The organism is Enterococcus sp. FZMF, assembly GCF_030263915.1.
Lineage (GTDB): Bacteria > Bacillota > Bacilli > Lactobacillales > Enterococcaceae > Enterococcus_D > Enterococcus_D casseliflavus.
Genome location: NZ_CP127160.1, coordinates 2,825,498 through 2,852,490, shown reverse-complemented (window position 1 = coordinate 2,852,490; position 26,993 = coordinate 2,825,498). Strand labels below are relative to the sequence as shown.

The window sequence follows — 26,993 nt, the reverse complement described above, 5'->3', positions numbered from 1 at the left end:
TGTGGCAGAAGGAAGAGCGACCATAAAAAGAATTCAGTCCATTTTTGATAGGGTAGGAATTCTGATGGGGAGGCTTAAAGGGCTGTCACAGTCGTTTCTTGTTGAGAGCTGCACTAGAAATACAAGGAAGGATGGGTATTGATGAAAAAAAGGTTAAATGGCTGGCCAATCGTTTTTATTGGTCCGCATATGCTCCTTTTTCTTTTATTCTTTTTAGTTCCTGCAGTGATTGGGATCTATGTTTCTTTTACTGAATGGGATCTGTTCAGTACACCGATTTTTGTCGGGTTTGATAATTTTAAAACGATTTTGTTTGATCAAGACTCGTTGTATCATACGCAATTTTTTAATGGAATGAAAAATACGCTGTTTTTTGCGGCAATCTCCGTTCCGTTATGTATTGTAATTCCCTTGTTGCTAGCGGTTGCATTATCTGCTAAACCAAAAATGATGCGTTTTTTTCAATCGATTCTCTACCTGCCAACATTATTTGCAATCTCTGCCGTCATGATTATTTGGGGGTTCCTTTTGAGCAAATCTTTTGGACCGATCAAAGAAGTATTCGGTATCGACATCAATTTTGTAGGCACGCAACCATGGGCATGGATCGCTATTTTGATCGTGACGATTTGGTGGACATTAGGTGGGAATCTAATTATTTATGTTGCTGCATTAAATGGCGTCTCCAAAGAGCAGTTAGAAGCAGCAGAATTAGATGGTGCGAATAGTATCACGAAATTTTTCCGTATTTCTTTGCCGAGTATTCGCAACCAGCTTGTTTTTACCACGGTCATGACGACCATCGCTCAGTTTAATATTTATGGTCAGCCACTAATGCTGACGGGAGGCGGACCCAACAATTCTACTCGCGTGTTGATGATGTACATCCAAGAAAATGCCTTTGGTAGTAGTACCTCGGTTGCAGGAATTTCTTCAGCGATGGCCATTCTACTAGGTTTTGTAATCATGGCAGTTTCGATTGTGCAATTTATGGTCATCAAAAAAATGGAAAGATAGGAGGGATGAAGATGCGAGAAAACAAACTAGGGAAAAGAATTGCCTTTATTTTGCTAGCGATCGTCTGTGTGATTTGGATCTTTCCTTTGATATGGGCAATTTTTACGTCGTTTAAATCGGAGGCAGAGATTCAAAAGGTTGGGTTCAGTTTAATTCCGCAAGATTGGTCGCTGGCTAACTTTTTGGGCTTGTTACAAGGCAATGATTCTTCTCCTGTGTTCCGTTGGTTTGTGAATTCAATGATTATTTCAACTTCACATACGTTGTTAGTTATGGTGATCGTCTCGTTTGCGGCTTATGGCTATACACGACTCACCTTTAAGGGGAGAGATTTGATTTTTGCCCTATTGTTAGGAACGATGATGTTTCCCGGGGTGGTCAATTTGATCCCGAATTTTAAAATCGTTGATACGTTAGGTTGGACCAATACATTTCTGGCAGTCATCGTCCCTGGAGCAGCAGGTGTTTATAACATTTTTCTCGTTCGGCAGTTCATTTTAGGGATTCCTAAAGAATTGGATGAATCGGCTGTGATCGATGGGGCCAACGAGTTTCAAATCTTTTATCATATCATTTTACCGTTGATCAAACCTGTATTGACGGTGGTTGTGTTATTTAGTTTTACTGGCTCATGGAATGACTTCTTGTGGCCATCGATCGTGATAAACGATATTGATAAATTGCCGATTACACCGGGGCTGCAATTGCTGCAAGGGCAATACATGACCTATCCGGGAATTGGAACTGCTGGAGCAATCTTGGCCTTGATCCCTACCTTTTTATTGTATTTGGTGGCGCAAAAAAGTTTTATGGCGTCAATGTCGTTGCAAAGTGGCATAAAATAATTTGTTTTTGGAGGAAATATGAGTAGAGAAGAATACCCGAGACCGCAATTTGAGAGAGAAAATTGGTTAAGTTTAAATGGTGAATGGCAATTTGCCTTTGATGACCAAAATCTTGGTTTAAAAGAAAAGTGGTACACAAACGAAGCAAACTATCCGTACAAGATCAATGTTCCCTTTGTCTATCAAAGTGCATTGAGCGGCATTGATCATCGAGAAGTGCACGACGTTGTATGGTATTATCGGACCTTCGATGTGCAAGTCCCTGAAAAAAGTCGTGTCCTTTTGCATTTTGGGGCGGTGGACTATGAAGCAGATGTGTTTGTCAATGGAAATCATGTGAAAAATCATTGCGGAGGGCATACCTCGTTTGCTGTAGACATCACGGATGCTCTAGTATCTGGACAAGAGCAAATACTAAGTGTGCGAGCATTTGACCCGCATTTTGATGAAAGCATTCCACGGGGGAAACAATTTTGGGAAGAAGAATCAGCAGGAATCTGGTACACAAACTCAACAGGGATCTGGCAGCCAGTCTGGCTTGAAGTAGTTGCTGAAACCCATCTGCAACAGGTGAAATTTACGAGTGATTTTGATGCTGGCGCCGTGAAGATCGATGTAGAACTGAACCAGTTACAGCCGCAAGTAGTCTTAGAATATCAAATCTATTTTAAAGATGCTTTAGTTACCAGCGGAAAGGCAGACTTTATCACTTCTGAGTTGAGTTTTGCAGTTGATATTTTCCAGCAAGAAATTTTTCGGACGAATTTTCACCACGAAGGCTGGTCTTGGACACCTGAAAAGCCGCAATTATTTGATGTTGAATTGACGCTTAGAGAAGCAGGGAATGCCATCGATCAGCTGAAAAGTTATTTTGGTATGCGTAAAATACATACAGAAAACGGTATGATTTACTTAAATAACAAGCCTTACTACCAGAAGTTGGTTCTCGATCAAGGCTATTGGCCGAGCGGCTTGTTAACTGCACCAACAGATGAGGACTTCAAACAAGACATCTTATTGGCCAAAGAAATGGGATTTAATGGTTGCCGAAAACACCAAAAAACAGAAGACCCACGCTTTTTATACTGGGCAGATAAATTAGGATTTCTTGTTTGGGGAGAGTGTGCAGCGCCGGCAATCTATACCGATCGTTCTGTGACGCGCTTGATGCAAGAGTGGGCAGAGATCATTAATCGGGACTATAGTCATCCTTCGATCGTTACTTGGGTACCAATCAACGAGAGCTGGGGTGTGCCAAAAATATCATTTGATCGTCAGCAACAGCATTTTTCTCAAGCGATGTATCACTTTATCCATTCGCTAGACCAGCAACGGTTGGTTATTTCAAATGATGGTTGGGCGATGACGGAGACAGATATTTGTGCGATTCATAATTATGCGCATGGGCAAGAATCTGAACGGCAAAAATATCTATACTTCAAAGACAGTCTCAGCACGAGAGAAAAATTGGTGAATCGAGTATCGACACCATGGCCGATTTTCGCTGGAGGATTTTCTTATCAGGATCAGCCTATTTTATTGACCGAGTTTGGCGGTATTGGCTTCGATGTTTCGGGGCAACCCGGTTGGGGCTATACCTCAGTGGAAAATCAACAAGATTTCTTGAAGGATTATCAGCGAATCATGACAGCTGTTTATGATTCTGTCGGACTCTGGGGCTATTGCTACACTCAGTTGACAGATGTTGAACAAGAAATCAATGGATTGCTGACCTATGACCGCCAACCAAAAGTTGATTTGGCAGCGATTAAAGAGATCAATGAGCAGTTTCATCCACCACAGATAGAATAAAATGATTGGTAAGGAAAGGGGCGGTATCCGATGGGGAAATCAGCAGCTTGGCTCAGTGGAGTAAGTATCTTGATTGCTGCGCTTATGATAACCGGTTGTAGCACTGGAACTGATCCAGGGGAAGAAGTGTCCGATTTTACTTCAATTATCGATAATGATGGGGCAGATCCTTGGATCTTGCAAACGGAAGCGTTCTTTTATTATACCAAAACGACTGGGAATAATTTAACGCTTTGGCGTGCTGAAAACCTCTCTCACGTTGCTGCTGGTGAAAAAAAGGTCGTCTGGGAAATGCCAGCAGAATTTGAAAGTATCTGGGCACCCGAGCTTCATTACTTAGATGATCGCTGGGTGATGTATTTCGCGGCTAATCGTCCTTCAGAAACGCATCGTATGTACGCATTAGTCAATCATCAAAAAGATCCTTACATGGGTGAGTGGCAATTGGAAGAGATCAAAGGGATGGATGATAAATTTGCGATTGATGGAACAGTTTTAGAGATCAATGACAAACGCTATTTCCTTTGGTCGGGCTGGGAAGGGTATGAAAATGTTGCGCAAAATCTTTATGTAGCGGAAATGGTCTCCCCTACGGAAGTGATTGGGGAGAAACGGCTTATCTCAGAACCAGAATATGAATGGGAAATGCGGCAAACACCATTGATCAATGAAGCCCCTCAAGTGATTATCAAAGACGAAACAGTCAATTTGGTATACTCTGCCAGTGGAAGCTGGGACAATGATTACGCTCTTGGTCTTATGACCCTAGATGTAGCTGATGATCCCCTAGAAAGAGCGAATTGGCAAAAGGAACCAGAGCCGATTTTCCAACAGACAAACACTGTCTATGGACCTGGTCATAATGGATTTGCCAAATCAAAAGATGGTTCTGAAGACTGGTTGATTTATCACGCTGCTCGGTGGGATCATTCGGGCTGGGACCGTTCGATCCGCTTGCAAAAGTTTGGTTGGGATCAAGAGGATAAAGTCCTACTGGAAGCTCCTTTGGATGAGTGGCATGTTCAAGCGTTGCCAAAAGCTGAGCCGAATCGACTGCGATTAACTGCTAGCCGTGCTTTGTTGGAAGGCGATTTAGCGCTTGTCGAAGATGAGGCAGCACTCTCTAAGAAAGTCGTCCAAGGCTTTGAATCAACGACTGACAAAATTATCTTTACCCCTCAGATTGAAGAATCAGATGAATTTCTGGTGATTGCCTATGTCAAAACCACTGATTATCTCTCCTTAAATGACCCAATTCAGGTCAAGATTGAAACGAAACAAGCAAGTCACGTGGTGGATGTCTATCCTTCCGAATATTATCAACCGCTACAAGTCCGCATGAAGTTACCGAAAGGATCGCAGGAAATCACCCTTTCGTCTGAGATTGGGGTTGACACGCTAAGTATTGATCGTTTAGAAATCGTCAAATTCCAATAAAGAATAATGAGGAAGTTTTTTTAATCCAAGCGATGGGTGATGATCGCTTGACTCCTGCTACTTTGTCTTTAGACAATGTGGCAGGATTTTTTTATCCTTGAAAATTCCCAACTCCTACCGCCATAGCCTAAAATTCCATGTATAATAAAGAAAACGACCGTTTTATTTGGCGAAGGGAAATGAAAAAGCAAAAGAGGTGCGAACTATGAGGATGAATCAAGAAAAGCTGACTTCATCAAATGGGAAGGATCAGCTTTTTGTCAAAACGTGGCTGCCAGAAGAACAGCCGAAAGCAGTCGTGCAAATCGTTCACGGAATGATCGAACACATTGAACGTTACCACGAGTTTGCGGAATGTTTGACTGCGCAAGGCTATGCGGTGGTCGGCCATGATCACTTAGGGCATGGGCAATCCGTGAAAGAAACACAGGCCTATGGGCATTTTGGTGAAAAAGAGGGCGCCAACTATTTAGTGGCAGATGTGGGAGTGGTCCATCAGTACGCAGCTGCTTGCTACCCAGACCGACCATACTTTATCTTAGGGCACAGTATGGGGTCGCTGGTGTTGCGGAATTATTTGTTTAGTCAGCCACATCCATTGTCAGGAGCGATCATCATGGGCACCACGATGGAAAAAGCCGTGCTGATGCAAGGAGGCAAACTTGTCACGAACTTGTTGCGCCCGTTTGCCGCTCAGCAATGGCCTTATCACGTAATGGAACAGCTGGTTTTTGGCCAGCACAACCGGCGTTTTCGTCCCAATCGGACCGCTAAGGATTGGTTGACCAGTGATCCGCAACAAGTGGATCGCTACTTGAAGGACCCTTACACGCAATTTCATTTTTCCTTAGCGGCTTACAAGGATCTCTTTACATTGACGCAAGCTGCCAGTGATCCGGATCAACTGCGCAGGATTGACCCAGAATTGCCGCTGCTCTTGATTTCAGGTGCAGACGATCCTGTGGGGCACTATGGCAAAAGCGTCCGCCAATTGGCTCATCAGCTGAAGCAAAATGCTGACGTGACGATGTATTTGCTTGAGCAGGGACGTCATGAGATTTTGAATGAGCGCAACCGCGAGATCGTTTACAATGAAATTTCTCGCTGGCTGTTTGAAAAAATGCCGAGATGACGAACGTTAAGAAATTGGTAGTCTTTTCTGAAAATTCAAAATTATTTTCTCTTTTAAGGCTTTTTTCATTTTCGGCTATCTGTTATAATGATTTTCACATCTAACATAAAGGAGAGATTTTTTGTATGACAGTTTATAACTTTTCAGCTGGTCCTGCCGTATTGCCCCGTCCCGTATTGGAGAAAGCACAATCCGAACTTTTGAATTACCGCGGAAGTGGGATGTCCGTTATGGAGCTGAGTCATCGGTCCTCCTTGTTTGAAGCGATCATTAAAGATGCAGAAGCACTTTTACGAAAATTAATGGGGATTCCTGAAAACTATCAGGTACTGTTTTTACAAGGCGGCGCGAGTCTCCAATTCAGTATGGTCCCTTTAAATCTTGCACAAAACAAAAAAGCCTTATACGTAAATACCGGTTCTTGGTCGAAAAAAGCTATTGAAGCAGCAAAAGCGCTTGGAAACGTGACGGTGGAAGTTGTTGCCTCTAGTGAGGATCAAAACTTTACCTATATTCCAGAAATTTCAGAAGATGCGATCGATCAAGAGGCGGCTTATTTGCATATCACCACGAACAACACCATTGAAGGGACGGCCTTTCAAACGATTCCGCAGGCTGGCAATGTGCCGATCGTAGCGGATATGTCCTCAAATATTTTAGCCAATGACTATCGCGTAGAAGACTTTGGTGTGATTTATGCTGGAGCTCAAAAGAATATTGGTCCTGCAGGGTTGACGGTAGTGATCATCCGAGAAGATTTACTCAATGATGATGCTGTCTTCGCTCCAATGCTGGATTATCGTCTACAGGCTAAAAATGACTCATTGTACAATACACCACCAACGTATGCTATCTATATTGCTAAATTGGTGTTTGAATGGTTGGAAGAATTAGGCGGCATTCCTGCCATTTTAGAACAAGACCGCCAAAAAGCGGCGCTTTTATACGAAACGATCGAAGCCTCTGCTCTTTACAGTAGTCCTGTGGCTGTTGATAGCCGTTCACTAACGAATATTCCTTTTGTGACAGGGGATAAAGCATTAGATCAGCGCTTCAATGAAGAAGCTGTCAAAGCTGGCTTTGAGAACTTGAAAGGGCATCGTTCCGTTGGAGGAATGCGAGCAAGCTTGTACAATGCCTTTCCATTAGCTGGCGTTCAAGCGTTAGTCGACTTTATGAAATCATTTGAAGCGGAGGTCAAATAAATGTTCCAAATCAAAACATTCAATGCGATCGCACCAGAAGGATTACAGCGTTTAGAGAAAGAAAAGTATGCCATCAACGAAAGCGACCAACCGCAAGGGATTTTGCTGCGCAGCCAGAAATTGCACGATTACGCTTTTCCTGAAAGTGTCTTAGGTATTGCCCGTGCAGGGGCTGGGACCAACAACATTCCCGTCAAAGCATGTACTGAAAAAGGGATCGTCGTCTTTAATACGCCAGGTGCCAATGCCAATGCGGTCAAAGAATTAGTGATCGCTAGTCTGCTCTTAAGTGTCCGTCCGATTTTACGAGGTGCCCAATGGGTGCAAACCTTGAGCGGCGATAATGTGGAAGAACAAGCAGAAGCGCAAAAAAGTCAATTTGCTGGAACAGAGTTAGAAGGCAAAAAGTTAGGAATCATCGGCCTTGGTTCTATTGGAGCGATGGTCGCCAACGATGCTTATCGTCTAGGGATGGAAGTAGTCGGTTATGATCCTTACGTGTCAGTGGATACTGCTTGGACGATCTCTCGTCGGGTCAAGCGTGCCAATGATATTGCGGAAGTCTTTTCAACCTGTGATTTTATTACGGTTCATGTGCCGCTAATGGAAAACACGCATCATCTCGTCGGGGAAGCTGAACTTGCGAAAATGAAACCAACAACGAAGCTATTCAACTTTTCTCGTAAAGAAATCGTCGATACAGATGCCGTTTTACGTGCGTTAAAAGCCGACCGTTTAGCGGGCTATACGACTGATTTTGCGGATGAACAATTGCTGCACAATGAAAAAGTCCTCGTCTTGCCGCATTTAGGTGCATCAACAGAAGAAGCCGAAGTCAACTGTGCCAAGATGGCAGCCCGAACATTGAAAAAATTCTTGGAATTTGGAACCATCAAGCGCTCAGTGAATTTTCCAACTGTTGAGATGGCTTTTCATTCGCCTTATCGTCTGACGATCATCAATCGCAATGTACCGAATATGTTAGGTCAGATTTCATCGATCATTGCGGAATCTGGGATCAATATCGACAATATGCTGAATCGTGGACGGGAAGACTTTGCTTACACCCTAGCCGATGTCGCTTCTGAAGATGAAGCCTTATTGAATCAATTAGCCGATAAATTACGGGAGAACGAAAATATCGTTCGTGTACGGGTCATCAAGAATCAGGAGGTTGGGTATTAATGGTTCAAGTATTTCCGTTTAAAGCCATTCGTCCAGAAGCCTCATTGGCAGAAAAAGTGGCCGAGCTGCCGTATGACGTGGTCAATTCACAAGAAGCCGCAGCGTTTGCGCAAGGCAATCCTTACAGCTATTTCCACATCGACCGTTCGGAGATCGACTTGCCAGGAATCGATCCTTATGATCCACAGGTGTATCAAAAAGCGGCAGAAAATCTTGCATCTTTTCAAGAATCAGGCTGGTTGATTCAAGAAACGGCGCCCGCATATTATTTGTATGAATTGACGATGGCTGGTAGAAGCCAAACGGGGCTTGTCGCCTGTACCTCGATCGATGATTATGTCGCTGGGAAAATCAAGAAACACGAGTTTACCCGTCCAGAAAAAGAAATCGATCGGATCAATCATATTCTGGCATGTGATGCCAATACAAGTCCGATTTTCTTGAGCTATCGCCAACCAGCAGCAGTCAAAGAAGCGATCGATGCGTGGCAAGCAGAGCATGCGCCAATCTATGATTTTGTCAGCTATCATGAGGTGCAACATCGTGTTTGGCTGATCGATGATCCAGCGCTAGTCGCCTCTTTTGCCCAGCAGTTTCAAGCTGTAGATGCCCTTTATATTGCGGATGGGCATCACCGCACAGAGTCAGCAGTCAAAGTCGGCTTGCAAAAGCGAGCCGATGGCCAGAGCAGTCAAGAAAGCGACCGCTTTTTAGCGATTTTATTCCCAGAAAATGAATTAGCGATTTGGGAATACAATCGGGTTTTGCGGGTACCAGTGCCAGAAAACTTTTTTGAGCAGGCAGCCCAGCATTTTACGATTCGAGAAACTACAAGGAAGAAACCAGCGCAACGTGGTTCGATTCATCTGTATCTAAACCATGCGTGGTGGGAGTTGACCATCAAACCGGAAGCTGTGCCGCAAGATGCGGTAGGACAGCTGGATGTGTCGCTTTTACAACAATACGTGCTGGCTGATATTTTCGCGATCCAAGATGTGCGGACAGACAAACGCATTGATTTTGTCGGCGGAATTCGTGGTCCAGAAGAATTGGAACGTTTGGTAGATAGCGGAGAATGGACATTGGCCTTTTCCATGTATCCAACGCAAATGACCGATCTTTTGGCAGTCGCCGATGCGGAAGAAATTATGCCGCCAAAATCAACTTGGTTTGAACCAAAACTGTTGAGCGGTCTGTTTTTACATGATTTAGAAACGAATTAACCAAAAAAGCTTACGAGGCTAGCTCGTAAGCTTTTTTTCTATTAGAAGTTGCCGAGTGTTTCGATGATCAAGCGGACATTCAAGACCGTCAGTGCAATGGCACAGATCCAGCCTAAGGTAGAGACCCATAGCGGATTCTTGAAGCGTTCCCCCATGATTTTTTTTGAGCTGGTAAAAAGAACCAACGGAATCATCGAAACGGGTAAGGCGATGCTTAAAAAGACTTGCGAATAAATCAGCAGATCGTCCAAGGCTTGTTCGTTGCCGCCAAAGTAAATCGTACAAAGCAAGACGGGGATCACCGATAAGCCACGGGTGATCAGACGTCGCGCCCAAGTAGGGATCTTCATATGGATAAATCCTTCCATCACGACTTGCCCCGTCAGTGTCCCAGTGATCGTTGAATTTTGACCAGATGCCAAGAGCGCCACGGCAAACAGAACGCTCAAGACTGGACTAGCGACAGCACCAGCAATGGAGGAATCTTGCAAAGCATCGAACAGCGCGGAGAAGGTGCCGACTTCTTCACTATGACCAAAGAACAAGGCGCTTCCTAAGATCAAAAGCAGGCAATTGACCAAAAACGCAGCGGATAATTGGATATTGGAATCCCAAGTAGCGAACCGCACGGCCGTTGCCACTTCTTGGGTATCGCTGCGATCGATTTTTCGTGACTGGGAGATCGAAGAATGCAGATAGAGATTATGCGGCATCACAGTCGCACCAACGATCCCCAACGCCATTGTCAGCTGCCCATGGTTCAAGACTTGCTTTTGGGGAATAAAGCCTTGCAAGACAGCAGGCAAATTTGGTTGAGCAATAATGACTTCGTAACAAAAGACCAGCATAATGACCAAAATCAGTGTCATGACGATCGCTTCGATTTTTCGGAAACCCAATTTCATTAAAAAGAGCAGAAGCAGTACATCGAAAATCGTTAAGATGACCCCAACTAATAAAGGTAAGCCGAATAGTAGATTGAGAGCGATCGCTCCTCCGATCACTTCCGCGATATCCGTTGCCATGATAGCCAATTCGGTGACGATCCACAAGACAAAGCCTAAGCCTTTGCTGGTGTGTTTACGAGTTGCTTGCGCAAGGTCCATCTGGGTCACAATCCCTAGCTTGGCTGCCATGTATTGCAGCAGCATAGCAATCAAACTGGAAATCAAGATCACAGAAAGTAAGAGATAGCCATATTCAGCACCGCCTCCGATTGAGGTGATCCAGTTTCCTGGGTCCATATAGCCCACGGCTACCAATGCCCCAGGACCAGAGAACGCTAAGAGATTGCGCCAAAAGCTGCCGTTTTTTGGAATGGCAACTGTATTATTTATTTCTTCCAAGCTAGGACCGTTGGCCGCTTGGATCAATTTTTTTTCTTCATTCATCGTTTCACGTCCTATCTTTTTAGGTGTACCTAAAAACAAATCTATTGTATTCCTCATTTATGAATTTTTCAAGAGAAACCTTTTGGACGTCAGAAGGAAAGGACAAAAAAACAGCAACCAAAGGAATGGCTGCTGTCTGTTGGGTTTTCTTAAAAAATTAGTCGGCGCGTAAAGCGATCGCTGCATCTTTTTTCGCTGCCATTCGAGCTGGAATGTGGCCGCCGATCATCGTTAGGACGGTGCTGACAGCAATCAAGATCAGGCCGTGGACCGGATTTAATTGAGCAACATTTTCGAGATCAGTCATACTATATAAGATTGCGTTGATCGGGAATGTGGCTAACCAAGCAATCAGGACACCTAAAGCTCCTGAAGCGATCCCTAAAATACAGGTTTCGGCATCAAAGACGCGGGTGATGTCTTTCTTGCGAGCACCTAATGCTTTTAAGACCCCAATTTCTTTCGTACGTTCAAGTACAGAGGTATAAGTGATGATACCGATCATGATCATGCTAGTTACCAAGGAGATCCCTGCAAAAGCGATCAAGACGTAAGTGATGGCATCCATCAAGCCACCAGTCAATTGAGTCATCGTACCCGCTAAATCGGAATAAACGATTTGGTCTTCTTTGTCTTTGCCTTTGTTGAAGTCATCCAAGTAATCAAGAATTTTTTCTTTGGCACTGAAATCATTCGGATAGATCATAATGCTGTTTGGTAAATCACTGCCGCCAAGATAAGCGATCAATGAATCTTTAGCACTTTCGTCAACGGGTTCATTCGTCATCACGTTGGCGTCGCTGTCTTTTTGTGCTTGGACGATCGCTGAGTCTTGGTTTTCTTTGATGACTTCTTGCGCGAGGGCATCACTGTAGGCAATGCCAGTTGACAGCAAGTTCATCGTAGAGTTTTGCTTGATACGTAAGATTCCGCTGATCGTTAATTCTTTGTTGTTACTGTTATCGAAAACGTCATTTAAATCTTGATTTGGAATGAAGTTTCCAGTTGGTAATTCGGTGTAAAAGGCATCATTAGACGCCAATGTGATTTTTGTTCCCACGATATCGTCGAAGGACACCGTGTCGCCATCTTCAATGTCAAAACCGAGATTGATCAATGCATTGACATTCGTTACGTTGTTTTCATCGACGATCAAAACGACATCTGTGCTGGCACTTGGGTAGCTGCCTTCTAAAAGGTCGTAGTTGTCTTTTAAGAAATTGCCGTTATCCTCTGATAACTGCTCGGGGAAAGTCGAAACCCCAATCCCAGTGGAGGCACTCATGGCAGACATCATGGCATTGGTCTGTTCATTGTCAGGTGATGCATTGGAAAAGCTGACTTGTTCCACAGTATCATCGATCTTACGGAAAAGGTTCAAGGAAGTGGAACGAGTGTAGCCGATATTGTTGCTTAATTCAGGATCAATATCGTTGATGTAATCGAGAAACTCTTGATCGATTTTATTGATATGGGTTGCACGATCCGCATCACTTAATTTGGCAGTGACCTCTTTATCTGAAGGAAAATCTTCCGATTTCTCCCGCGTCCCCATGGCTGATGGATCTTGTTCAGTTGCTACTTGCGAGATCGTGATCGGAAAACGAGCTAATGTTTCTGACTGGGTATTGTCGATTTGTTTTTGGAATCCCGTTGACAGTGACAAAACAATGGCGATTCCGATGATCCCGATACTAGAAGCAAAGGCTGTCAAGAAGGTGCGCCCTTTTTTGGTGCGGATATTGTTAAACGACAAACGTAAGGCAGTCATGAAACTCATTTTTGTGTGCTTTAATTCGAATTGGTCTTTCTTTTGTCCTTCGACATGAGGGTTCGAATCTTTAATGATTCGTCCGTCTTTAAACTCAATGATCCGTCCAGCGTATTTGTGCGCCAATTCAGGATTATGGGTAACCATGATGACCAATTTTTCTTTTGATAGTTCTTGGATCAGTTCCATGATTTGGACACTGGTCTCTGAATCCAAGGCACCTGTTGGTTCATCACAAAGAAGGATATCAGGATCATTTGCTAAGGCACGAGCGATCGCTACCCGCTGCATTTGACCACCAGAAAGCTGATTTGGTTTTTTGTGCATATGCTCAGCTAAGCCCACACGCGTCAAAGCATCGGTTGCTTTTGCGCGTTTTTCTTCTTTTGACACACCGCTCAAGGTCATCCCAAGCTCGACGTTGTCGATGATGCCTAAATGACTGATCAAATTGTAGCTTTGGAAGACAAAGCCGATCGAATTGTTCCGATACGCATCCCAGTCACGATCTTTAAAGGATTTCGTTGATTTGCCGTTGATGATCATATCACCAGAATCGTAATTATCTAAGCCGCCGATCACGTTCAACATGGTTGTTTTCCCAGAGCCGCTTGGCCCTAAAATGGCAACAAACTCTTGTTTACGAAAGGCGACGGAGACACCATCGAGGGCTTTTGTAGTACTGGCGCCAACCGTATAATACTTCTTGATATCTTTTAATTCTAACATGCTGTCACTCTTCTCTTGCCGTTTTCACGATTATTTTCATTATGTAACCACGCTATCATAATGGTTAACAAAAATCAACGATTATCATTGTTTAAACAAATAATTTATACTAAACTAAAGACAGAAAAGAGGGAGAGTATGGAAAAAGCGTTAGGAACATTCAATATGGCGGTATTTGCGGAGATCTTTTCGCTGATGGGAAACATATTGTTTGAAGAAATCGGTCTGGAAGATTTAAAATTGACCAAAATGGAAATCTTGGAACTCGTGGTGATCTCTAGTAATGAAGGAATCACGATGTCCGAGTTGGCCCAGCAAATCGGTACGTCAAAAGTCCAAATCAGTCGTTCGATCTCGGGGTTAGAAAAGGCTGGCTTTGTGGTCCGCAAAACCAACGGCGTCAATCGCCGCAACGTCAATGTTTATTTGGAAGAAGCTGGGAAGCAGTTGTTTGTCCAAAAGAAAAAACAAGTGGAAGACCGCTTGAATGCCAAAACCGCTCAAATGGCTGCAGAAGATATCCAGCAGTTGAGTCAGTCGTTGACGGAAGCAGTGGGGATCTTGCGGAAATATGACATTTTACGGACTGGCAATCAATGTGAGAAAAATACGCCGTTTGATTAAAAAAGGGCAAAGCAATCGTTTGCTTTTTAATTACTGAATTAATTTCATATTAACTTATATTATTGATTTTTTAGATAAAGCAACCGATTGCGTTTTTCTCTTGTTTTGACTTCTGATTTGTGCGACAATGAGTATATCAAACAAGTCAAAGGAGTCTGCTATGAATACTACTGCCATTTATCATCGTCCCGAAAGTGAATTTGCGTATTTGTACGAGAAGGATAAAATGCATATCCGTTTGCGTACCGCCCGTCAAGACGTCCGCCATGTCCAGCTGCTTTGTGGTGATCCTTACACACTGTATAAAGAAGCTTGGTACCAGCAAAGAATTGAAATGAAAAAAATTCTTTCCACGGACTTGCATGATTATTGGCAAGTATCGGTCGGAGCAGAATTCCGCCGTTTGTCTTACGGCTTTTCCATCGAAAGTTACGATGGGTTGCATGTCTTTTATGGAGACCACGGGGTCTATCCTTTTGAGCAGCAATATTTAGAAATGAACAACAATTATTTTCGGATGCCTTACTTCCAAGAAGCCGATCGTTTCAAAATTCCCGAGTGGGCAAAAGAAACCGTTTGGTATCAAATCTTCCCTGAACGCTTTGCAAATGGGGACCCATCAAATGATCCAGAAGGTGTATTGCCATGGGGCTTAAAAAATCCCGATCGCCAAGACTTTTTCGGTGGGGATCTGCAAGGGGTCATCGATCATTTGGATTACCTCGTCGATCTAGGCATCAATGGGATCTACTTCTGTCCGATTTTTGAGGCCTATTCGAATCACAAGTATGATACCATCGATTATTTAGCCATCGATCCAGCGTTTGGGGATAACGACACCTTTAAACGCTTAGTGGAGGAATGTCACAAACGCGGCATTAAAGTCATGCTAGATGCTGTGTTCAATCATATGGGGGATACTTCGCATCAATGGCTAGATGTCATCAAAAACGGCAAAGATTCGCCCTTTGCTGATTGGTTCCACATCAATGAGTTTCCTGTCAACTACAAAGAAGGGGAAAACTTTGAAGATGCCTATGACATCACCTATGATGTGTTTGCCTTTACGCCGCATATGCCAAAACTCAATACAGAAAATCCCGACGTGCAAGATTATTTGTTGAAGATCGCTCGTTATTGGATCGAAGAGTTTGATATCGATGCTTGGCGCTTGGACGTTGCCAATGAAGTCAGTCACCACTTCTGGAAAAAATTCCGCCAAGTGTGTGATGATGCCAAAGATGATTTTTATATCCTTGGGGAAATTTGGCACTCTTCTCAACGGTGGTTACAAGGCGACGAGTTTCATGCAGTAATGAATTACGCCTTTACGGATGCAATCATTGAATATTTTGTCAAAGACGAGATCTCTATGACGAAAATGGTCTCGGAATTAAATAACCAGCTGATGTTGTATCGGGAGCAAACCAACCAAGTACAGTTCAATATCTTGGATTCTCATGATACCCCGCGCTTGTTAACTTTGGCTCGAGGAGACAAAGACTTGATGCGCCAAGTGATGGCCTTTACGTATCTGCAACAAGGCGTTCCTTGCCTGTATTACGGTGATGAGATCGGTTTGACCGGCGATATGGACCCGGATTGCCGTAAATGTATGATTTGGGAAGAAGAAAAGCAAGATCGTGATCTCCTGCATTTCACTCGCTCATTGATCAGCATTCGCAAAGACAACCAGAAAGTCTTATCAGAAGGTTCCTTGAGTTGGAACTGGGTTTCGGAAGAGGATGGACTGATCATTTTCGAACGAGAGTTAGGGGCACAGCGGATCATCGGTATTTTCAATACGGGCGATGACCAAATCACCCTTTCTCGTCCTGATTCGATCCTGATGGAACAGTTTGTCCAACTGGAAGATGAAACGATGATTATTGATAACAAAGGCTTTGCTATCGTGAAAGTAAACAACGAAGAATCGAATGAAGCATAAAAATGAGGCAAGAATTGCATATGCAATTCTTGCCTCATTCAATGTTTTGGGTATTTTTAATTTCCCCATGCACGTTGGAAAGAATCTTCCCCAAAATTCCTTCTGTCGGTATTATATCCTATAACACCTGAATGTGACAAATGATAACCCTTAAATATAGGTAGATTTTTTCTGCAAAGGGGAAAAAGATTGAAAATTTAGACAGTATTGCCATCTTTTTGCGCTTCTTTCCACGAAAGGTCTTTTCTTTTTTACAAGATATGATAAACTAGTAAAAATGTATTTTTATTCGAGGAGTGATTTGATGAGTACAGGGTATCACGTAGCAGTTGTCGGAGCTACCGGCGCAGTAGGAACAAAAATGATTGAGATGTTGGAGAAGACCACGTTGCCGATCAAAAAAATAACGTTGTTGGCATCCAAACGTTCTGCTGGGAAGACCCTTGTGTTCAAAAATGAACCACTCGTTATTCAAGAGCTGACCGCTGATTCCTTTGCAGGCGTCGATATTGCATTGTTCAGTGCCGGTGGCGGCATTTCAAAACAATTTGCTCCAGAAGCAGTCAAACACGGTGCAGTCGTGATCGACAATACCAGTCATTTTCGGATGGACCCGAATGTTCCTCTAGTCGTTCCTGAGGTGAATCCTCATGCATTAGCGCAACATAAAGGAATCATTGCCAATCCGAATTGTTCAACGATTCAAATGATGGTGGCATTAGAACCGATTCGTCAAAAAGTCGGTTTATCGAGGGTCTTGGTTTCAACGTATCAAGCAGTTTCAGGTGCTGGCGCCCAAGCCTTGGCTGAATTGACTCGCGAATCTCAAGAATTATTAGCTGGCAAAGCCGCTGATGAACTAAACCCTGAGATTTTACCAGCAGGCAGCGACAAAAAGCACTACCCAATCGCGTTTAATGCCTTGCCGCAAATCGATGTTTTCGCCGAAGAGGATTATACTTACGAAGAGTGGAAAATGATCAATGAAACGAAGAAGATCATGGAAGATACGCAGATCAAAGTAGCAGCTACATGTGTGCGGATCCCTGTGTTTAGCGGTCATTCAGAGTCGATTTATATCGAGACCAAAGACCATGCTAGTGTTGAGGAAGTCAGACAGTGGATCAGCGAAGCGCCAGGAGCTGTCTTGCAAGATGATCCAAGTCAACAAGTGTACCCGCAAGCTTTGACCAGTGTGGACAAAACAGAAACCTTTGTTGGTCGGATTCGCAAAGATTTGGATGTCGAAAACGGCTTGCATTTATGGGTCGTTTCTGATAATTTGCTGAAAGGGGCGGCATGGAACTCCGTTCAAATCGCCGAAAGCCTGCATCAGCAAGGATTAGTTCATGTGTAAACCATAAGTTTTTCAGAAAAGTGTGGTGAATGCCACGCTTTTCTTTTTTTTGTTGTATAATAATAGGGACGGCTTATGCTTGGGAAATAACACAGTAGAAAAAAATTAAGAGGTGAATAAAAGTGGAAACGATAAAAATCATTCCTCTTGGCGGTGTACGCGAAAACGGAAAGAACATGTACATTGCTGAAGTTGGCGAGGATATATTTGTGCTGGATTGCGGTGTCCGTTATCCAGAAAATGAATTATTAGGGATCGATACAGTGATTCCAGACTTCACATATTTAGAAGAAAATGCCGACCGTGTGGCGGGTGTCTTCTTGACCCATGGGCATGCAGATGCGATTGGTGCATTGCCTTATTTCTTGGAGAATATCCAAGTACCGGTCTTTGGGACCGAGTTAACGATCGAACTAGCAAAATTGACCGTGAATAAAAATGAAGCTACCAAGCGCTTCAAAGATTTTCATGTGATCGATGAACATTCGGAGATCGACTTTGGTCATGCGACCATCAGCTTTTTCCGTACGACCCATTCTATCCCTGATTCTGTTGGGATCAGCGTCAAAACAGAAGCTGGCAATATCGTTTATACAGGAGATTTCAAATTTGACCAAACAGCGATCCCTATGTATCAAACCGATTTTGGCCGCTTAGCGGAAATTGGAAAAGAAGGCGTCTTAGCATTGCTAAGCACGTCTTCAAATGCCGAAAATCCAACGCCGATCGCTTCTGAATTGACGATCCAAGATGAAGTTTATGACAATATCCGTTACTGGGAAGGTCGGATCATCGTTGCTAGTGTTGCCAGCAATTTGCAACGGGTGCAACAAGTATTAGATGCGGCGTTTCGTTCTGATCGCAAAGTCGTTTTGACCGGGCAAGATTTTGGTCGGATCATCAAAACGGCCATGAAGTTAGGGAAATTAAAATTACCTGCCGAAGACTTGCTGATCACCCAAAAAGAAATGAAAAAATACTCAGACGAACAGTTGCTGATTTTAGAAACAGGTCGTATGGGTGAACCAATCAAAGCGTTGCAAAAAATGGCCAACGGCTCTCACCGGACGCTGCGTATCAAAGAAGGAGATCTTGTTTACATCACAACAACGCCGACAACGGCAATGGAAACTGTGGTTGCGAAAACGGAAGATATCATCTATCGCGCTGGCGGTACCGTAAAACAGATCTCGGATAATTTCCGTGTTTCTGGTCATGCCAACCCGAATGATCTGCAGCTGATGTTGAATATGATGAAACCGAAGTACTTTATCCCTATTCAAGGCGAGTACCGCCAATTAGCCGCCCATGTGGACTTGGCGCAAGAAGTCGGGATTCCGATGAAAAATATCTTTATTACTGCTCGTGGAGATGTGTTAGAGTACAAAAAAGGCGAAATGCTTGCCGCAGGTGCGGTCCCAGCTGAAAACGTCATGATCGATGGGATCGGTGTCGGTGACATTGGGAATATCGTCTTGCGAGACCGCAAAGTCTTATCTGAAGACGGAATCTTCGTTGCGGTAGTGACGATCAATCGTCGTGAAAAGAAAATTATTTCTGCACCACAAATCACTTCTCGTGGATTCGTCTACGTGAAAGCCAGTCGCGATCTGATTCGTGAAAGTGGCGAGATCGTGGAAGAAATCGTAGAAAAACACCTTCATGATGAAGAGTTTGAATGGAGCAAATTGAAACAAGATATCCGTGATCGTTTGAGTCGTTTCTTGTTTGAACAAACCAAACGCCGTCCAGTCATCTTGCCGGTCATCATGGAATCAAGCCAAAGAAATCGCAACCGTAAATAATTCGTTTTGACCTACTGACAAAAGCAGGTGAAAGAATAGCCGTTTGACGGCCGATTTCTTTTCACCGAAGCTTTTGTCTTTTTTTATGTAAGAAACAGGCGGCGTTTTTTTTTACAAAATGACCCTTATTTTGGTCGTGATGAGCAGATAAGGATTGACGGCGAATGGATTTCGATCAATAATACAAAGTTGTCCCCCTAAGACTAGAGGAACAAAACAAGCAAAGAGAGGATGGTCGATTTGTGAATAGTTATCAAGAAAATCCCATAGTACAACAGAGAAAGTGGTGGATTCTCATTGCTGTTTCGATGTTTACCTTTATGTCAACACTGGATGGGAGTATCGTAAATATCGCTTTGCCGACGATCTCGGCAGATATGGGTGTCCCTATGAATCAAGCGGAGTGGGTCGTATCCGTCTACTTGATGATCGTTTGTGCCTGCCTTTTGTTATTCGGTAAGGTAGGGGATAGTTGGGGCAAGATCAAAGTATTCCGCTTGGGGATGCTAATTTTTATTATCGGTTCGCTGTTATGCGGGTTTAATCATTCCTTAGCATTTCTGCTATTTGCCCGAGTCGTGCAAGCGATTGGTGCCAGCATGACGATGGCGACAAATACCGGAATCATTACTGAAGTTTTTCCTATGAGTGAACGAGGACGTGCCTTAGGGATGATTGGTGCCTTTGTTTCGTTAGGCTCCATCGCCGGTCCTGGATTGGGCGGAGTGATTTTGGCGCATTTTTCTTGGCCGTTTATTTTTTGGATCAATGTTCCAGTCGGTATTCTGACAATGATTGCTGGAGAAAAGGTGTTGCCAAAAGATATCACCATGAGTCATGATTCCATCGATAAAACCGGGTTTGTGCTGTTTTCAATTGCAATTATCAGCTTCTTCGGCGGCATTTTTCTTGGACAAGAGCGTGGCTTTCTAACGTGGCTGCCGCTGCTGTTGGTGGGGATCGCCTTAGTGGCATTCATCGTCTTTTTGCGAGTAGAAGCGCGTGTGAGCAAACCGCTGATTACCTTTGGGATCTTTCGTAATAAAATTTTCACCATGAGCCTGATCACGGCGTTGCTGATCTTTTCTGCAAACTTTTTTGTCAATGTCGTGATTCCCTTTTACTTGCAAAGTGCCCGAGGCTTAACGCCGAGTGTGGCAGGAATGCTGATGATGGTCTTTCCTTTGATGATGGTCATCGGTTCACCACTTAGCGGCTATTTGACGGACCGTGTAGGACCGGAGATCTTGGTCTTAGCTGGCTTAGCGTTGCTGTCCATCACTCAGCTGATGTATATGTTTATGAATCAGCATACGCCGATTTGGTACTATGTCGTCGCTACTGCCATCATGGGGTTAGGCAATTCGTTGTTCCAATCCCCCAACAATACGATGGTGATGAGCAGCGTCACCAAAGAAAATCTTGGGGTGGCAGGTAGTCTAAATTCCTTTGCCCGTAACTTGGGCATGGTCTTAGGGATATCCTTAGCAACGACGATTCTTTATGCCGCAATGAGTCAAGCCTATGGGAAGCATGTGACGACCTATATCGCAGGTCGGGCAGATATTTTTGCCTATGGCATGAAAATCACCTTCTTTGGGGCGTTCCTTCTTTGTATCACGGCGTTATTCTTAACAGTCTGGCGCATCTATAAACAAGGCGGACGTAAGAAAACGCTATGATCGCTTGAAGTCATCAGGTCGAACTGTTCTATTCCTTATTCAGAAAGGGTAGAACAGTTTTTTTATTTTTCTTGACAAGAACCAGAAAAAGGACGGATGTAATAAAGCTGCCAGAATTTGTGCTTTTGGATTTCTGGCGTTATCTGTTATAATGAAAAATATTAGACTGTATTACTTAGATGGAAAGGGGAATGTTGTATGAAACTTACGTATCACGGACACTCGGTGCTTGCTATCCAATTAGCGGATGGCCAAAAATTGTTGTTTGACCCTTTTATTACTGGAAATGCTCTGACTGATTTGGATGCAGACACAGTGGAAACCGATTGGCTTTTGATCACGCATGGTCATAGCGATCATATTGGGGACATGGTGCCGATCGCCAAAAGAAATGAAGCACCAGTGATCAGTGTCGTTGAAATTTGCCGCTATGCAGCCCGCAAAGGCGTTGCTGAGACGCATGGCATGAATATGGGAGGCTCTTTTGAGTTCCCGTTTGGCAAAATCTCAATGGTGGAAGCGAAACACAGCTCTGGTCTTGAAGAAGACGGAACGATGATCTATATGGGCAACCCAGTGGGGATCATTTTAGAAGCAGAAGGCAAAACCATCTACCACGCTGGCGATACTGCCCTCTTTAGCGATATGGCGATGATCGGTGAACGTTTCGACATCGATGTGGCGTTTTTACCGATCGGGGATAATTTTACGATGGGCGTTCAAGATGCTGCAACAGCAGCGGCGCTTTTAAACGCGAGCAAAGTAGTACCGATCCATTACAATACGTTTCCAATGATCAAGCAAGATCCGCAAACCTTCGTGAATTTATTGCCGGCAGGTGTGGGCCAGATCCTTGCAGTCGGTGAAACATTAGAAGTTTAAGCAACAGGAAGATTCGTAGTAGGAATAGGGGATAATTATGGCGACAAAACACGACTTGATTTTAGCGCATATCGAGAATCTGCCTGTAGGCGATCGCATCTCGGTGCGGGGAATCGCAAAAGACTTGAATGTCAGTGAAGGAACAGCCTATCGGGCGATCAAAGATGCGGAAAATATCGGCTTGGTTTCAACGATCCAACGTGTGGGAACCATTCGGATTGAACGGAAACTAAAGAAACACATTGAAAAACTAACTTTCGGCGAAGTCGTCCAAATCATTGAAGGCGATGTTTTGGGCGGCGCAGCCGGTTTAGACAAAGACTTGAACAAATTTGTTATCGGCGCCATGAAGGAATCAGCAATGGAACGCTACATCACGCCTGGTTCCTTAGTGATCGTCGGAAACCGTAACGAAGTCCACAAGTTGGCACTGGAAGATGGCGCAGCCGTCTTGATCACGGGGGGCTTTGAAACCTCAGAGGAAATCTGTCGCTTAGCAGACGAATTGGAGCTGCCGATTTTACAAACGACCTATGACACCTTTACCGTGGCAACGATGATCAACCGTGCCTTGAGCGACCAGCTGATCAAAAAGGACATCATGCTGGTGAGTGACATTTATATGCCATTGGAAAAAACCAAGTATCTACACACCTTTGATACGGTCAAGGATTACAAACTGCTTTCGGAGTCTACCAACCACTCCCGCTATCCAGTCGTCAACAAGAATATGCGGGTCGTTGGGATCATCACAGCCAAAGATGTCCTAGAAAAGCCTGACACGCAGATCATCGAACGAATCATGACCCGGGAACCACGGGTCGTAAAAAAAGAGATGAGTGTGGCCTCTGCCAGCCATCAGATGATTTGGGATGGCTTAGAAGTGATGCCCGTCGTAGCAGATGACCTTTCTTTGATTGGGATCGTCACACGCCAAGACATCATGAAAGCGATGCAGATGGTCCAACGACAAACACAAATTTCAGATACGATTTCAGACCAAATCTCGGGACAGATGCAAGTCATCGAACAAGATTTTGAAGGGAACAAATTGCCGCAGCCGCATTTCAGCTTTGCGGTGACGCCTCAAATGGTCAATGAAGTCGGAACGATCTCTTTTGGTGTCTTGAGTGAAGTGATCGCTAATACGGCAAAACGTACCATGCAGTTGAATCAACGGCGCAATAGTTGGATCGAGCAAGTCAATCTGCATTACTTCCGTTTGATCCAATTAGAAAGCGAGATCATCATTCAACCGAAGATTCTAGAACTGGGGCGACGTTCGGCGAAAATCGATATCGAAGTATCGATCGAAAATTCCTTAGTGGCAAAAGCGATCGTGGTATGCCAAGTAATGGAACGCCCATAAATCATCGAAAACGGCACTTATGGAAAAATTTTAGAGAGAAAGTTGAGACCATTCATGAAGGTACAAGAAGAAATACTTGCAACAATCAAAGCATTCGACCGAATCATTATCCATCGGCACCAACGCCCTGATCCAGATGCATTAGGATCACAAGTGGGTTTGGCAGAAATTTTACGAGCTAGTTTTCCCGAAAAAGAAATCTATCAAGTCGGCGGACCCGTTGAAGGATTGGATTACTTGGCGCTGATGCAGACGATCCCTGATGATTTGTATAAAGGGGCGTTGGTGATCGTTACAGATACGGCCAATGCACCAAGGGTCAGTGACCAACGCTATGATCAAGGGGCGAAATTGATCAAAATCGATCATCATCCTAATGATGAGCCTTACGGAGAGCTGGTCTGGGTCAATACAAAAGCCAGCAGCTGTAGTGAGATGATCGTTTCGTTTTGGCAAATGTTTCAAAACGAGCTGACGATGACGCAAGAAGCGGCTCGTCTGCTATATGCAGGCATTGTTGGTGATACTGGACGGTTTTTATATCCGGCAACGACAGCGACAACGCTGCGCTTAGCGGCTGAACTATTGGATTACGGTTTTGATGCACCGAAGATCAATCGGCAATTGGATCAAGTCTCTCGCAGTGTTGCTCGCCTTTCAGGGTATGTCTACGAAAACATCGAGATCGATGAGATTGGTGCTGGCAAAGTGATCCTATCACAAGAATTGCAGCAGCGTTTTGGCGTAGTGGATTCGGAAACCTCAGCAGTCGTTTCCTTACCAGGGAAAATCGACGAAGTGATGGCTTGGGCGATCTTTGTCGAACAACCAGAAGGCTATTATCGGGTGCGGATGCGTTCGAAAGGTCCAGTGATCAATGAGATCGCCAAACGCCATCATGGCGGCGGACATCCCCTTGCCAGTGGAGCAAACGCAAAAGACCTTGAAGAAGTTGCCGTGATCTATCAAGAGATCCAAGCAGCGATCAAAGAATTTCAAGCAGAATAAACACTTTTACAAGAACATTTACCAATAGAAAAAGGGCGTGCCAAAAGCTTTCGGTACGCCCTTTTTTAGACAAAACGCAGCGCAGGCTCATCACTGAACCCGCACTGCGTTTTTTTGCTTATTTTTGAGAAAAGCGCGGCTTAGCCCCGTAGATCGTCTAAAAATTCGGTTTTGCTTTTAGTTTTCTCGTCTTTCATTTTGATGACTTTGGCTGGTGAGCCAGCAACGACTGCTCCAGCAGGGACATCTTCCGTCACCACAGAACCGGCAGCGACGACTGCACCTTCGCCGACACGAACGCCTTCAAGGACGACGGCATTTGCACCGATCAAAACATTGTCTTCAATGATGACTGGGCTTGCTGAAGGTGGCTCAAGAACGCCAGCCAAGACAGCACCAGCGCCAATATGGGCTTTTTTCCCAACGGTTGCTCGGGCGCCTAAAATCGCACCCATGTCGATCATGGTTTCTTCACCAACGACGGCACCAATGTTGATCACGGCCCCCATCATGATAACGGCATTTTTTTCAATGATGGCTTGGTCACGGATAAAGGCACCTGGTTCGATACGGGCATCGACTTTCGTCAAGTCCAATAAAGGGATCGCTGAATTGCGGCGATCATTTTCCAGATAGTGATCGGTGATTTTGTCTTGGTGCGCGGTTAAAAACTCAGCCACTTTTTGACTGTCACCAACCACGAAATAGAAGGTGCCGTTACCAAACAATTGGATGCCATCTGCTTGGACGTTACTAAGATCTCCATTGATATAGACTTTTACAGGTGTTTGTTTATTTGCTTCTTTGATGTATTTTGCTAATTGATAAGGATCGGAAAATTGTAATTCTGTCATGAGAGACCACCTTTACTTGTCGATTAGATTTTGCATGGAATAAAAACCAGCTGGTTGGTCGGCTAAAAATTCCGCTGCTTTTAGCGCACCATTGGCGAAGATTTCGCGGGAGAGCGCTGTGTGTTTTAATTCAATGATTTCATCCTGCCCAGCGTAGATGACAATGTGTTCTCCAGGAATCGTTCCGCCGCGAACGGCATGGATGCCCATCTGCTTGCGGTCATTTACTAGATCACTGCCTTCACGCCCGTAGAGATACTCTTTTTTCGTTTCGCAGCTGTCATTGATACTATCTGCCAACAGCAAAGCTGTACCACTTGGTGCATCGAGTTTTTGATTATGATGCTTTTCGATGATCTCAATGTCAAAGTCAGCTTCTAATGCGGGGGTGATACTTTGTAGTGCTTTGATCAGTACATTGATCCCCAACGACATATTGGCAGAATAGAAAACTGGGATCACTTTAGCAGCCAACGGCAGCATCATCTGCGTGTCTTCCGTCAACCCAGTTGTAGCAACCACGATAGGCAGCTGCTGTTCGACACAATAGTTCAATAAGGCAGGGACATTGCTATAATGAGAAAAATCAATCACCAAATCGATCGGCTGCGTGATTTTTTCTGGACGATCATAGATTGGAAAGGGACCATCTAATTGCTCGGTACGATCCAAGCCGGCGGCCACTTCTAACTGAGGGTGCTTTGCGATCAGGCTTTGCAACACTTTGCCCATACGACCGTTTGCACCGCTTAATAAAATCTGTTTCACCAAAAACTCCTCCTTACAGCAATCCGTAATTGGTCATTTCTTCTTCTAAATGAACGAGGGTCGCATCTTCTGGGACACCCAAAGGCAAACGATAATGCAATTCGCATTTGCCTAGCAAGGAGACCGCTGCTTTGATCGGCACAGGATTTACTTCACTGAAAATCGCATCGATCAACGGTTTTTGTCGCAATTGCTCTTTGATGGCTGCTTTTACATCACCATTTAAGAAGTCAGCAACGAGTTGTGCCGTTTGTTTCGGAGCAATATTGCCGATCGTTGAAATCACGCCAGAGCCACCTAAAGCTAGAATTGGGGTTACTTGATCGTCATTTCCTGAGTAGATCGCAAAGTCATCATCCGCAAGACGAGCGATTTCTGCGATTTGCGAAATGTCGCCGCTGGCTTCTTTGATGCCTTTGATATTAGGGATTTTTTTCAGTTCTGCCACAGCTTCAGGTGTTAAATTTAAGCCGGTTCTTGAGCTGACGGAGTATAAGATCACTGGCAGCTCAACGCTTTGACAGATTGCTTCATAGTGAGCGACTAAACTTTTCTTGGTCGCTTTGTTGTAGTAGGGTGTTACAACCAATAATGCGTCAGCACCAACGCGCTGTGCTTCTTTTGAAAGATGGATCCCATGTTGGGTGTTGTTGGAGCCTGTTCCGCCGATGACGGGGATTCGACCAGCAACTTGTTTTACCACCGCTTCGATCACCGCGATATGTTCTTCATCGTCTAACGTGGATGCTTCACCGGTCGTACCGCATGCAATGATTGCATTCGTTCCTTGCTGCACATGCCACTCCGCTAACTCCTTCAGCTTATCGAAATCCACCGAACCATCTTGAAGCATAGGGGTGATCAACGCAACGCCAGAACCTTTGAATATTGTCAAACTACGACACATCCTTTCAACCAATTTATTTTTCGTAACTCTACGTATAAGTGT

Annotated in this window: 21 protein-coding genes; 16 read left to right on the top strand and 5 right to left on the bottom strand. The window is 44.3% G+C overall.

All coding sequences use genetic code 11. The features are described 5' to 3' along the window. Window positions 1-141: 141 nt before the first annotated feature. The 8 genes from QN079_RS13850 to QN079_RS13815 all read left to right on the top strand — a co-directional run bounded on the left by QN079_RS13850 (window position 142) and on the right by QN079_RS13815 (window position 9,856). Window positions 142-1,017 carry a carbohydrate ABC transporter permease gene (locus tag QN079_RS13850; protein WP_016609464.1) on the top strand — a complete coding sequence of 292 codons (876 nt, stop codon included), beginning with the start codon at window positions 142-144 and terminating at the stop codon, window positions 1,015-1,017. A gap of 11 nt (window positions 1,018-1,028) precedes the next feature. Continuing rightward, window positions 1,029-1,862 (top strand): carbohydrate ABC transporter permease, encoded by an 834-nt coding sequence (locus tag QN079_RS13845; RefSeq protein WP_289229963.1) that lies wholly within the window; start codon window positions 1,029-1,031, stop codon window positions 1,860-1,862. An 18-nt stretch (window positions 1,863-1,880) separates the two neighbouring features. Next, complete coding sequence (locus QN079_RS13840; RefSeq protein ID WP_195961293.1) at window positions 1,881-3,674, top strand: glycoside hydrolase family 2 protein; 1,794 nt, start codon at window positions 1,881-1,883, stop codon at window positions 3,672-3,674. Window positions 3,675-3,704: 30 nt separating this feature from the next. Next, window positions 3,705-5,111 carry a glycoside hydrolase family 43 protein gene (locus tag QN079_RS13835; RefSeq protein WP_289229962.1) on the top strand — a complete coding sequence of 469 codons (1,407 nt, stop codon included), beginning with the start codon at window positions 3,705-3,707 and terminating at the stop codon, window positions 5,109-5,111. A 205-nt stretch (window positions 5,112-5,316) separates the two neighbouring features. Further along, window positions 5,317-6,243 (top strand): alpha/beta fold hydrolase, encoded by a 927-nt coding sequence (locus QN079_RS13830; RefSeq protein ID WP_289229961.1) that lies wholly within the window; start codon window positions 5,317-5,319, stop codon window positions 6,241-6,243. Window positions 6,244-6,368: 125 nt separating this feature from the next. After that, on the top strand, window positions 6,369-7,448 hold the full coding sequence (gene serC, locus QN079_RS13825) for a 3-phosphoserine/phosphohydroxythreonine transaminase (RefSeq protein ID WP_288307935.1): 1,080 nt from the start codon (window positions 6,369-6,371) through the stop codon (window positions 7,446-7,448). Next, window positions 7,449-8,633, top strand: coding sequence for a phosphoglycerate dehydrogenase (locus QN079_RS13820; RefSeq protein ID WP_016609459.1), 1,185 nt, complete (start codon window positions 7,449-7,451; stop codon window positions 8,631-8,633). Then, entirely contained in the window at window positions 8,633-9,856 is a 1,224-nt protein-coding gene (locus QN079_RS13815) for a DUF1015 domain-containing protein (RefSeq protein WP_289229960.1), read from the top strand. The genes QN079_RS13820 and QN079_RS13815 overlap by 1 nt, the downstream gene beginning before the upstream one ends. A 41-nt stretch (window positions 9,857-9,897) precedes the next feature. Here QN079_RS13815 and QN079_RS13810 read toward each other — a convergent pair whose 3' ends face one another. Then, window positions 9,898-11,247 carry an Nramp family divalent metal transporter gene (locus QN079_RS13810; protein WP_034857503.1) on the bottom strand — a complete coding sequence of 450 codons (1,350 nt, stop codon included), beginning with the start codon at window positions 11,245-11,247 and terminating at the stop codon, window positions 9,898-9,900. A gap of 157 nt (window positions 11,248-11,404) precedes the next feature. Continuing rightward, complete coding sequence (locus QN079_RS13805; RefSeq protein WP_289229959.1) at window positions 11,405-13,747, bottom strand: ABC transporter ATP-binding protein/permease; 2,343 nt, start codon at window positions 13,745-13,747, stop codon at window positions 11,405-11,407. 138 nt (window positions 13,748-13,885) lie between these two features. Between QN079_RS13805 and QN079_RS13800 the strand changes: the two genes are divergently transcribed. From QN079_RS13800 to QN079_RS13765, 8 genes are all read left to right on the top strand, one after another. Next, window positions 13,886-14,371: a MarR family winged helix-turn-helix transcriptional regulator gene (locus QN079_RS13800; protein ID WP_010749984.1), complete on the top strand. Its 486-nt coding sequence runs from the start codon at window positions 13,886-13,888 to the stop codon at window positions 14,369-14,371. A gap of 160 nt (window positions 14,372-14,531) precedes the next feature. Further along, window positions 14,532-16,319, top strand: coding sequence for a glycoside hydrolase family 13 protein (locus QN079_RS13795; RefSeq protein WP_289229958.1), 1,788 nt, complete (start codon window positions 14,532-14,534; stop codon window positions 16,317-16,319). Window positions 16,320-16,623: 304 nt separating this feature from the next. After that, a complete protein-coding gene (locus QN079_RS13790) occupies window positions 16,624-17,676 on the top strand; it encodes an aspartate-semialdehyde dehydrogenase (protein WP_015510328.1) in 1,053 nt (350 codons plus the stop codon). A gap of 122 nt (window positions 17,677-17,798) precedes the next feature. After that, a complete protein-coding gene (locus tag QN079_RS13785) occupies window positions 17,799-19,481 on the top strand; it encodes a ribonuclease J (protein ID WP_010749981.1) in 1,683 nt (560 codons plus the stop codon). Window positions 19,482-19,723: 242 nt separating this feature from the next. Beyond that, window positions 19,724-21,163 carry an MFS transporter gene (locus QN079_RS13780; RefSeq protein WP_010749980.1) on the top strand — a complete coding sequence of 480 codons (1,440 nt, stop codon included), beginning with the start codon at window positions 19,724-19,726 and terminating at the stop codon, window positions 21,161-21,163. A 198-nt stretch (window positions 21,164-21,361) separates the two neighbouring features. After that, a complete protein-coding gene (locus QN079_RS13775; RefSeq protein WP_005228247.1) occupies window positions 21,362-22,045 on the top strand; it encodes a metal-dependent hydrolase in 684 nt (227 codons plus the stop codon). Window positions 22,046-22,082: 37 nt separating this feature from the next. Then, a complete protein-coding gene (locus QN079_RS13770; RefSeq protein WP_005228249.1) occupies window positions 22,083-23,414 on the top strand; it encodes a DRTGG domain-containing protein in 1,332 nt (443 codons plus the stop codon). Between the two features lie 54 nt (window positions 23,415-23,468). Then, entirely contained in the window at window positions 23,469-24,422 is a 954-nt protein-coding gene (locus QN079_RS13765; RefSeq protein WP_060791471.1) for a DHH family phosphoesterase, read from the top strand. 140 nt (window positions 24,423-24,562) lie between these two features. Here the strand turns inward: QN079_RS13765 and dapD are convergent, their stop codons facing one another. Genes dapD through dapA form a run of 3 tightly spaced genes read right to left on the bottom strand, consistent with a single transcriptional unit; the run spans window position 24,563 to window position 26,939 of the window. Beyond that, complete coding sequence (gene dapD / locus QN079_RS13760) at window positions 24,563-25,276, bottom strand: 2,3,4,5-tetrahydropyridine-2,6-dicarboxylate N-acetyltransferase (RefSeq protein ID WP_005228253.1); 714 nt, start codon at window positions 25,274-25,276, stop codon at window positions 24,563-24,565. 12 nt (window positions 25,277-25,288) lie between these two features. Beyond that, window positions 25,289-26,044, bottom strand: a complete 756-nt coding sequence (gene dapB / locus QN079_RS13755; protein ID WP_005233953.1) for a 4-hydroxy-tetrahydrodipicolinate reductase — start codon at window positions 26,042-26,044, stop codon at window positions 25,289-25,291. Window positions 26,045-26,057: 13 nt separating this feature from the next. Next, window positions 26,058-26,939 (bottom strand): 4-hydroxy-tetrahydrodipicolinate synthase, encoded by an 882-nt coding sequence (dapA, locus tag QN079_RS13750; RefSeq protein WP_008380503.1) that lies wholly within the window; start codon window positions 26,937-26,939, stop codon window positions 26,058-26,060. Window positions 26,940-26,993: the final 54 nt, after the last annotated feature.